The sequence below is a fragment of the Poinsettia branch-inducing phytoplasma str. JR1 genome (assembly GCF_000309465.1).
Taxonomy (GTDB): domain Bacteria; phylum Bacillota_I; class Bacilli_A; order Acholeplasmatales; family Acholeplasmataceae; genus Phytoplasma; species Phytoplasma pruni.
The window spans coordinates 1-8,398 of the sequence record NZ_AKIK01000044.1 but is presented as its reverse complement, the minus strand read 5'-3'; the positions used below and the strand labels follow the sequence as shown (position 1 = coordinate 8,398).

7 protein-coding genes are annotated in these 8,398 nt (G+C 24.5%); 4 read left to right on the top strand and 3 right to left on the bottom strand.

Going from position 1 to position 8,398, the window contains the following annotated elements; translation table 11 throughout:
- The first annotated feature begins 69 nt into the window (after positions 1 to 69).
- From rplI to ON17_RS01220, 4 genes are all read left to right on the top strand, one after another.
- Positions 70 to 2,583 carry a 50S ribosomal protein L9 gene (gene rplI / locus ON17_RS01235; RefSeq protein ID WP_017191672.1) on the top strand — a complete coding sequence of 838 codons (2,514 nt, stop codon included), beginning with the start codon at positions 70 to 72 and terminating at the stop codon, positions 2,581 to 2,583.
- On the top strand, positions 2,576 to 3,940 hold the full coding sequence (dnaB, locus tag ON17_RS01230) for a replicative DNA helicase (RefSeq protein WP_017191671.1): 1,365 nt from the start codon (positions 2,576 to 2,578) through the stop codon (positions 3,938 to 3,940). The genes rplI and dnaB overlap by 8 nt, the downstream gene beginning before the upstream one ends.
- 71 nt (positions 3,941 to 4,011) lie before the next feature.
- Positions 4,012 to 5,076: a peptide chain release factor 1 gene (prfA, locus tag ON17_RS01225; protein WP_017191670.1), complete on the top strand. Its 1,065-nt coding sequence runs from the start codon at positions 4,012 to 4,014 to the stop codon at positions 5,074 to 5,076.
- 4 nt (positions 5,077 to 5,080) lie between these two features.
- Entirely contained in the window at positions 5,081 to 5,635 is a 555-nt protein-coding gene (locus ON17_RS01220; protein ID WP_017191669.1) for an L-threonylcarbamoyladenylate synthase, read from the top strand.
- Here the strand turns inward: ON17_RS01220 and holA are convergent.
- From holA to ON17_RS01205, 3 genes are read right to left on the bottom strand one after another with little or no spacing between them, the layout of a single operon-like run.
- Complete coding sequence (holA, locus tag ON17_RS01215) at positions 5,628 to 6,587, bottom strand: DNA polymerase III subunit delta (protein WP_017191668.1); 960 nt, start codon at positions 6,585 to 6,587, stop codon at positions 5,628 to 5,630. The two genes, ON17_RS01220 and holA, sit on opposite strands and share 8 nt — an antisense overlap.
- 30 nt (positions 6,588 to 6,617) lie before the next feature.
- On the bottom strand, positions 6,618 to 7,571 hold the full coding sequence (gene xerA, locus ON17_RS01210; protein ID WP_017191667.1) for a site-specific tyrosine recombinase/integron integrase: 954 nt from the start codon (positions 7,569 to 7,571) through the stop codon (positions 6,618 to 6,620).
- 35 nt (positions 7,572 to 7,606) lie between these two features.
- The gene (locus tag ON17_RS01205; RefSeq protein WP_017191666.1) at positions 7,607 to 8,368 is read right to left on the bottom strand and encodes a YitT family protein; all 762 of its coding nucleotides are present in this window, start codon (positions 8,366 to 8,368) and stop codon (positions 7,607 to 7,609) included.
- Between the last annotated feature and the right edge of the window lie 30 nt (positions 8,369 to 8,398).

The window sequence follows — 8,398 nt, the reverse complement described above, 5'->3', positions numbered from 1 at the left end:
TTTTACAATTAAAAATAAATTTTTTTTCAAAATAAAATTTATGATAGAAAAGTGAGTTTACAAAAAATTATGTTCAAATCATTGAGAAAAAAAAATCTCAATTATAAAAAATACTTCTTAATTATTCTTTTAATTTCTGTATTCGTTATTTTAGCTATTTATGATTATAATCACATTAAAGACATAATGGCTGATCCTAAAAAACAATTCGAAGACATAAAAAACAATATTTTGAAGTTATTTTTTAGCCTTTTAGGTCAAATAATATTCTTATTCGTCCTTTTTAGCATTTATTTTAATTTTAAAAATCATTTAAAAATTAAAAAATTACAAAACAGACTTTCCTTATGGTCCAAACTATCTTATTTTGTTAATCAAATCGGTGAAGAAGTGTTTAATGAATTGCCGATAGGCATTATAGTGATCGATTCTTTTTCTAATGAGATACAATGGATTAATCCTTACGCTGATAAAATCTTTAAAAAACCTACTATCAATACTCCTTTACAAAATTTACACCCCGAAATGAAAGAATTATTAAATTCCAACCAAACACAAACTATTTTAACTATTGGTGAGGAAATTTTTGATTGTTTATACAATAAAGAATTTAATCTTTTTTATTTGTTTAATGTCACCGAAAGAGAACAAATTAAAAGTCTTTATCACAAAAAAACACCTGTTTTAGTTTTTTTATCTTTTGATAATATAGAAGATTCTTTAAAAAATTGGGACTTTTCTGAACAATCTCAAATCAAAGCGGAATATTTAAGTGTTTTATCTGATTTTGTAGAATTATATGAAGGTTATTTAAAGCAATTATCAGATGATAAATTTTTATTATTATTAAACCGTCAACAATTAGAAAATATTATGAGTGATAAATTTTCTATCTTAAAAACGATCCGTGATATTTCTAATAAATATAAATTAAAAATCACTCTTTCTATGGGTGTAGCTTGTTATAATTTACCTTATAATAGATTAGCTTCTTACGCTCAAAGCGCGATTGAATTAGCACAAAAAAGAGGTGGAGACCAAGTAGTTGTTAATATTGAAAACCAAAAAATTCAATATTTCGGAGCGACCCAATCTTCTTTAAGTACTAATTCCAAAGTGTCTGCTAGAGTGAACTCAGAAATTATCAGAGATCTTTTAGAACAAAATAATAATTGTTTTTTCATGAGTCATATTAATCCTGATCTAGATTCTTTGGGCTCAATGATTGCTTTTTATAAAATAGCTTTATCTATTAATAATAATTACGAACATTATATTATTTTAGATGAAGGAAAGATGGATCAAAATTTTAAAATTATTTATCAAAACTTATTAAAAGAAGAACCAGAATTATCTAAACATATTATAACTACCGCCAAAGCTAAAAATATCATTAATAAAAATTCTTTATTAGTTATTTTAGATACGCAAAGCAAAGAAATCGTTAATAGTCCAGAATTATTGGATTTAACACCTAATACGATCATTATTGATCATCATATATCTTCTGATGAAATCATCGTTAACACTTTTGCTTATATAGATTCTTCCTCTTCTTCCGCTGTAGAGATGTTAATTGAATTAATCTATTTTTTAAACCAAAAAATAGATATTACTCCTTTTGAAGCTAGTATTATGTATGGCGGAATGGCAATAGATACTAATTATTTTACTTATCGTACTAATTCAAGAACTTTAGACGCCGCTTCGCAATTAATTTCTATGGGAGCAGAGAGCGATAAAGTAAAATTTTGGTTTAGACAAGAATTTTCTAAAATGTTAAAAATGAACCAATTAATTTCTAATATGGAAATTTATATGGATAGATTCGCTATTGTTAAAAGTAATGAAATAATAGAAAATCGTTCCTTTTTAGCGAAAGTAGCTGAAAATGTGTTAAATATTCAAAATATTGAGGCAGCTTTTGTTGTTGGTCGTCTGCAAGAAAAAGAAATAGGCATTAGCGCTAGATCTTATAATAATGTTAACGTTCAAATCATTATGGAACAAATGGGCGGCGGCGGTCATATGAATAGTGCAGCAACTCAAATAGAAGAAAGCAATATTGATATCATTGTAGGAACATTAAAAAATATATTAGCGTTAGAATATAAAGAAGGGGCTAAAAATATGAAAGTAATTTTATTAGAAGATATTAAAAATAAGGGTAATAAAAATGACATTATAGAAATTACTCTAGGTTATGGTAATTTTTTAATTAAAGAAAAAAAGGCTCTTTTAGCTAATGATAAAAACATTAAAAAAATAGAAAAAGACAAACAACTAAAAGAACAACAAGATTTGGAACATACTGCTTTAATGAATAAATTAAAAAAAGATATTGATAATAAACAAATTAATTTAAAAATTACTGTTGGTCCAAAAGGAAAAATTTACAGAAAAATCACTATGAAACAAATAGTGGATGAATTTTTTAAAGAATTCAATATTTTAATTAACAAGAAAAAAATTGTTTTAGACAGCGAAATCAATTCTTTAGGAGTCTACAAAGCTTCAGTAGTTTTGAAAAAAGATATAACGGCGTCCTTTATTATTAATGTAACGGAAAATAAAAATGAATGAAAATTTAAAACTCCCTTATCATTTAGAAGCAGAACAAGCTATTTTAGGTATTATTTTTTTAGAATCTAGTCAAATAGTTAATGTGGTAGATCGTTTAGAACCAGAAGAATTTTTTAATATTAATCATCAATTTATTTTTATGGCGATGATAGAATTATACCAAAAATCTCAACAAATTGATTTTTATACCATTTCACTTACACTAAAAAACAAAAACCAAAAGATAGAAGGTAGCACGAATTATTTAATTAAATTAACTAATATGATTCCTTCTATAAATCATCTAGATACTTATATTGATTTGGTCCATGAAACGGCTTTAAAAAGAAACATTATTAAAACAGCTTCCGCTATCGTTCACGAAGGACTTAGCAATCCTGATCTTCATCATGAAGAGTTTTTAAATAGTGTGGAAGAAAAAATCTTTCAAATTTCTAAAAATAAAAAAAGTAATAAATTTATCCTCCTAAAAGATCTATTAAGAAAAGTGAGAAAGCTCACTGTTGAAAATAAAAGGAATAATAATATTATCGGTTTAAAAACTGGTTATGCCGGTTTAGACGAAATTACTTTAGGTTTAAAACCAGAAGAATTAATCATTTTAGCAGCTAGACCTTCCATGGGTAAAAGCAGTTTAATGATGAATATAGCGGTTAATATTGCTCAAGAAAATAAAAACGGTAAAGCTTCTGTGGTTATTTTCAGTTTAGAGATGTCTAACGAACAATTAGGTTCTAGGATGATAAGTGCTAAAAGCCAAATCTCTCATAAAAATATTCAATTAGGAATATTGAATCAACAACAATTAAAACAAGTTAATTATTCGATCGATACATTGCAAGATTTAAATTTATATTTTGATGATTCAGCAGCAGCTAATATTTTAGATATTAGGTCTCAATGTAGACAATTAAAAAAACAAGATAAATTGGATATAGTTATTATCGATTACTTGCAATTAATCAGGAAAACTAATAAAACTAATAATCAAGGTTTTTTCAACCGTCAAGAAGAGGTTTCTGATATTTCTAAGAGTTTAAAGGAAATGGCTAGAGAATTAAAAATACCGGTTTTAGCTTTATCACAACTTTCCCGAGAAGTAGAAAAAAGAGAAGATAAAAGGCCTATTTTATCTGATTTAAGAGATTCTGGTAGTATTGAGCAAGACGCTGATATTGTGATGTTTTTATATCGAAAACATTATTATAACAAAGACAGAAAAGACGTTCCTTTAGCTGATTTAGGCCATACTGAATTAATTATTTCTAAAAACCGTCAAGGAGCTACTGGTACGAAACATTTTAATTTAAATTTAGATTACCTTTTATTTAAAGAAATTGATATAATACCGGAATAATTTTTATAAATTAACAAGTAACATCGATAGATATTTTTTTATAAAAGAAATAATCTAGCAAGGAGAAGATAATGTTTGATAAATTAAATTTAATAAAAGAAAATTATTTAAATTTACAAAAAAAAATATCAGATAATTTAGAAAATTTAAAAAACATTGAACTTTTAAAACAATATCATAAATTTAAAACAATTGTTTTTGTTTATGATCAATATTTAAATTTAGAAGAAGAATTAAAAAAAACTGAACAAATAATCAAAAAAGAAGACCCAAAAGATAACGAATTAATTATTTTAGCTAAAGCAGAAAAAGAAGAATTAAAACAACAGATTCAAAATAAACTCCGAGAATTAAAAAAATTATTGTTACCACAAGATGAAGATGACGGAAAAAACGTTATTATGGAAATTAAAGGTGGAATTGGCGGTAGAGAAGCCAACCTTTTTGCTTTAGATTTGTTTCGTACTTATATGAAATACGCGGAAAATAAAAAATGGAAAACAGAAATCATTAATTTCACTCAAACTTTAAAAAACGGAATTAGTTCAGTAGAATTAATGATTTCTGGTAAAAATATTTATTCCTTTTTAAAATATGAATCAGGCATTCATAGAGTTCAAAGAGTGCCCGAAACAGAAAGTCAAGGAAGAACACATACTTCAACCGTGAAAGTATTAGTGATTCCTGAAACTAAAGATATTGAATTAGATATTAATTGGAATGACATTAGAGTAGATACTTATAATTCTAGTGGTCCAGGTGGTCAATCAGTTAATACTACTAAATCAGCTGTTAGGTTGACTCACTTGCCTACAGGTCTAAGTGTTGCTTCTCAAACAGCTAAAAGTCAACATGAAAACAAAGATAAAGCTTTTCAATTATTAAAAAATAGAATTTTTTATCAAATGAAGTCTCAACAAGAAAAAGATAAAAATGATGTTAAAAAGCATTTAATCGGTAAAGGCGAAAGAAGTGAAAAAATAAGAACTTATGATTATTCCAGTAATAGAGTAACAGATCATAGAATAGGTTTAACGCTTAAAAAACTAGATTTATTTATGGAAGGTAAAATAGATTTAGTCATCGAACCTTTAATTGATGAAATGGAAAAACAAAAATTAAAAGAAGAATTTTAAAAAAATGACTAAAAAAAATAAAATTATTATTTTCCCTACTGATACTGTTTATGGTATAGGAGCTAAAATCAATGATACAGAAAATTTAAAAAAGATTTATCAAATTAAAAAAAGAGATCTTAATAAGCCAATAGCTATTTTATTTTATTCATTAGAACAAGTTAAAAATATAGCTCTTATAGATCTCAAAATTATCAAAATAAGTCTTTTTTTTTGGCCAGGAGCTCTTACTTTAATCGTGAATACTACTCCTTCTTTTTATCAATTAACTAAAGAAAAAAAAATAGGAATTAGAATTCCTAATCATAAATTGGCTTTAAAAATATTAAAAGACGAAGGACCTTTAAGAGCGACTTCTGTCAACGACAGCGGCCAACCGCCTTTAAATAATTTTGAAGAAATAGTTGATAAATATCAAAATCAAGTAGATTATATTTACCCTAATGAACAAACAAATTCTAATGTTTCTTCAACAGTTATTGATACAACTGCTCCTTCTTGGGAAATTATTAGAAAAGGCGATATTTCGTTAGAAATGATTAAAAAAACCCTTATATAAAGATTTTTTTCATAAAAAACATTTCTAAATTAATTTTAGGTTCTAAAACTCCTTTTTTAATTTGATACGATAAATCTAATAAAGATAAAAATAAATTAGTTATTTTTTCTTCGTTTAAGGTTTGACTTTCTTTCATTAAATAATATGTTTTAGTGGGAGGGAATTTTAAAATAAAAGCTATTTCTTTTTGGCTTTTTTTTTTATTTATTAAAGTTTTAACAATAATAAGTTCTTGTAGTTTTTTCAAAATTTGATGAATAATTAAAAAAACATCTGTTTTTTGTTTCATTATTTCTTTAAAAATTAAAAAACCATCAATAGGGTTTTTAATATCAATAATAGAATAAATTAAAGAAAAAATATTTTGTTCTTCAGAGTAAACCAATTTATCTATTGATTTCATATCAAAAATAACTCTATCCGAATGATGATATAACTTAATTTTTTTAATTTCTTCATTTAATAAGAATAAATTACCGTTAGTTTTTTGAATTAATTGAGGGATTATTTTTTTTTCTATAAAAAAATTATCTTTTTTAAAAAGATCTAAAACATATGGAATTAAATCTTTTTCAGAAAGATTAATAATTTTATCTTCGTTAAATGTTTTATTTATTTTGTCTCTAATATAAGCAGGGAAATTATCTTTTTCGGCAGTAATATACATAATAATATTAGGATTAGGTTTTTCAATATAATCAAGCCAAAAAGAGATATCTTTTTGAAGAAATAATAAAGAAATATTTTCAATAAAAATAATTTTTTTATTGAAAAAAAAAGAATTCGTAAATAGTTCTTGTTTTAATTGTTCGATCACTTGTAAACAATTATCACTTTCTAATTTATAATTAATAAATTGATAATTGTTCGCTTGACAATCTTTTTTTAAAGAATCTTTTTTTTGTTCTAAAAAAAATAATTGTGAATAAAATAATAAATTTAAAGAATGCATTTTCGTTTTAAAATCCTTTTGTAAATTTTTTTAATCCAAGTCATTCTTCTTTTTAGTCTTTTTAACTGGGGGAATTTTTTTTGTCTTTTTAGCGCGAGGATGAAATTGAAAATAAACCTCTTTTAAACGTTTTTGACTGATGTGAGTATAAATTTGAGTAGTAGAAATATCTTCATGACCTAAAATTTTTTGTAAGGTTCTCAAATCTATACCATTTTCTAACAAATGAGTGGCGAAAGAGTGTCTCAAGGTATGAGGAGAGGATTTAGATGGTAACCCTACTGATTTGATAATCTTTTTGAATATTTTATAACATCCTTGTCTTGATAAACGCTCACCTTTATTATTTAAAAAAACTAAATTACTTTTTTTATCTTTTAATAAAAATTTACGTGAAAGATCCAAATATTCTTTAATTATTTTTGAAGAATATTTGGAAATAGGAACAACCCTTTCTTTGGAACCTTTTCCTAAAATAATAATTTGTGATTGTTTAAAATCTAGATTATCTAAAATCAAATTTAACAGTTCGGTTATTCTCAAACCTGAACCATACATCAATTCAAAAATAGCTTTATTTCTTATTTCGATAATAGAATCATTTTTATTGACTTGTTCTAAAAAGGAAAACACCTCTTCCGTAGATAAAACCGTCGGTAAGGTTTTATCTATTTTAGGTATTTTAAACATTAAAGAAATATCATAATCTATTTTTTTTTCTAATAATAAAAAATGATGAAATTTTTTAATAACGATAATTTTTCTCGCTAAAGTTTTACTCCCTATGCGTTTATTATTCGCTATATGAGACAAAAACAAAGAAACATGCTCTTTATTAATTTCTTTAAAATCTTTCAATTTTAATTCATTTTCTATAAAAATTAAATATTGTTTAACATCAGTTAGATAAGATTTAACCGTATTAAAAGATAAAATAATTTCATCCGAAAGATATAATTCAAATTCTTTTAAAATATATTTCATTTTTAAATCATTTTCTTTCTTTAAAAATAAATTATTTAAATTTGGTTTTTAATTTCGTTTTTAGGTTGAGTTTTTTTAATAGCTAAATATATAAAAAGAGTGTTTAAAGGTATTTTAACTAAATTAGTTAAAATAATAGATTCCCATTGGAATTTTACAGTACCAAAATAAATTAATAAAGTGGAGATAATAGCAATCAAATAATTCAAAATACAAGTGATTACAGATATATCTTTTTTCTTATAAATGTTTAAATACTTGGAAATAATATCTATTCCACCACTAGAACTGCCTTTTCCAATAAGAATGCCGTAAGTAATCCCTCCTACAATAGCAACAATCATAACTCTCAATAAAGAAAGACCAAAACTACTATCTTCAGGGAAACGACCAAAAAAATTTTTAAGTCCCAAACAATTTAGATCATTAATTAAATAAGTTAATGTTAGTATAAAAAATAAAATAAAAAAACTATTTAAAAGAGTAGTAATGCTAAATTTACGATCTAATTTCGGAAAAGAAATTAAAATTAATAAAATTCCGTTTACAATTCCATAAAAAGAAGCTGCAAAAAAACCAATAAATAAAGGATTTTCAATTTGGAAAATACTTTTTAAAACTTTAGCAATAGCATCACCAATACCGTGAACTCCTGTTGCATATAAATTAATGTCATAATTACCACTGCTAAAAACAACATCTATTAAAGAATAAATAAAAGATAATGTCAAAAACAATGTAAAATTTTTTATATTAATAATTTTTGTTTCTTCTAAGCGCTTGCCTGAGTTGCTCATATATACCTTTTTTTATCTATTATTATTTTT

Excerpts from the sequence above, each read along its gene's own strand:
- rplI (WP_017191672.1), top strand. The coding sequence starts at position 70 with ATGTTCAAATCATTGAGAAAAAAAAATCTCAATTATAAAAAATACTTC.
- dnaB (WP_017191671.1), top strand. The coding sequence starts at position 2,576 with ATGAATGAAAATTTAAAACTCCCTTATCATTTAGAAGCAGAACAAGCT.
- prfA (WP_017191670.1), top strand. The coding sequence starts at position 4,012 with ATGTTTGATAAATTAAATTTAATAAAAGAAAATTATTTAAATTTACAA.
- ON17_RS01220 (WP_017191669.1), top strand. The coding sequence starts at position 5,081 with ATGACTAAAAAAAATAAAATTATTATTTTCCCTACTGATACTGTTTAT.
- holA (WP_017191668.1), bottom strand. The coding sequence starts at position 6,587 with ATGCATTCTTTAAATTTATTATTTTATTCACAATTATTTTTTTTAGAA.
- xerA (WP_017191667.1), bottom strand. The coding sequence starts at position 7,571 with ATGAAATATATTTTAAAAGAATTTGAATTATATCTTTCGGATGAAATT.
- ON17_RS01205 (WP_017191666.1), bottom strand. The coding sequence starts at position 8,368 with ATGAGCAACTCAGGCAAGCGCTTAGAAGAAACAAAAATTATTAATATA.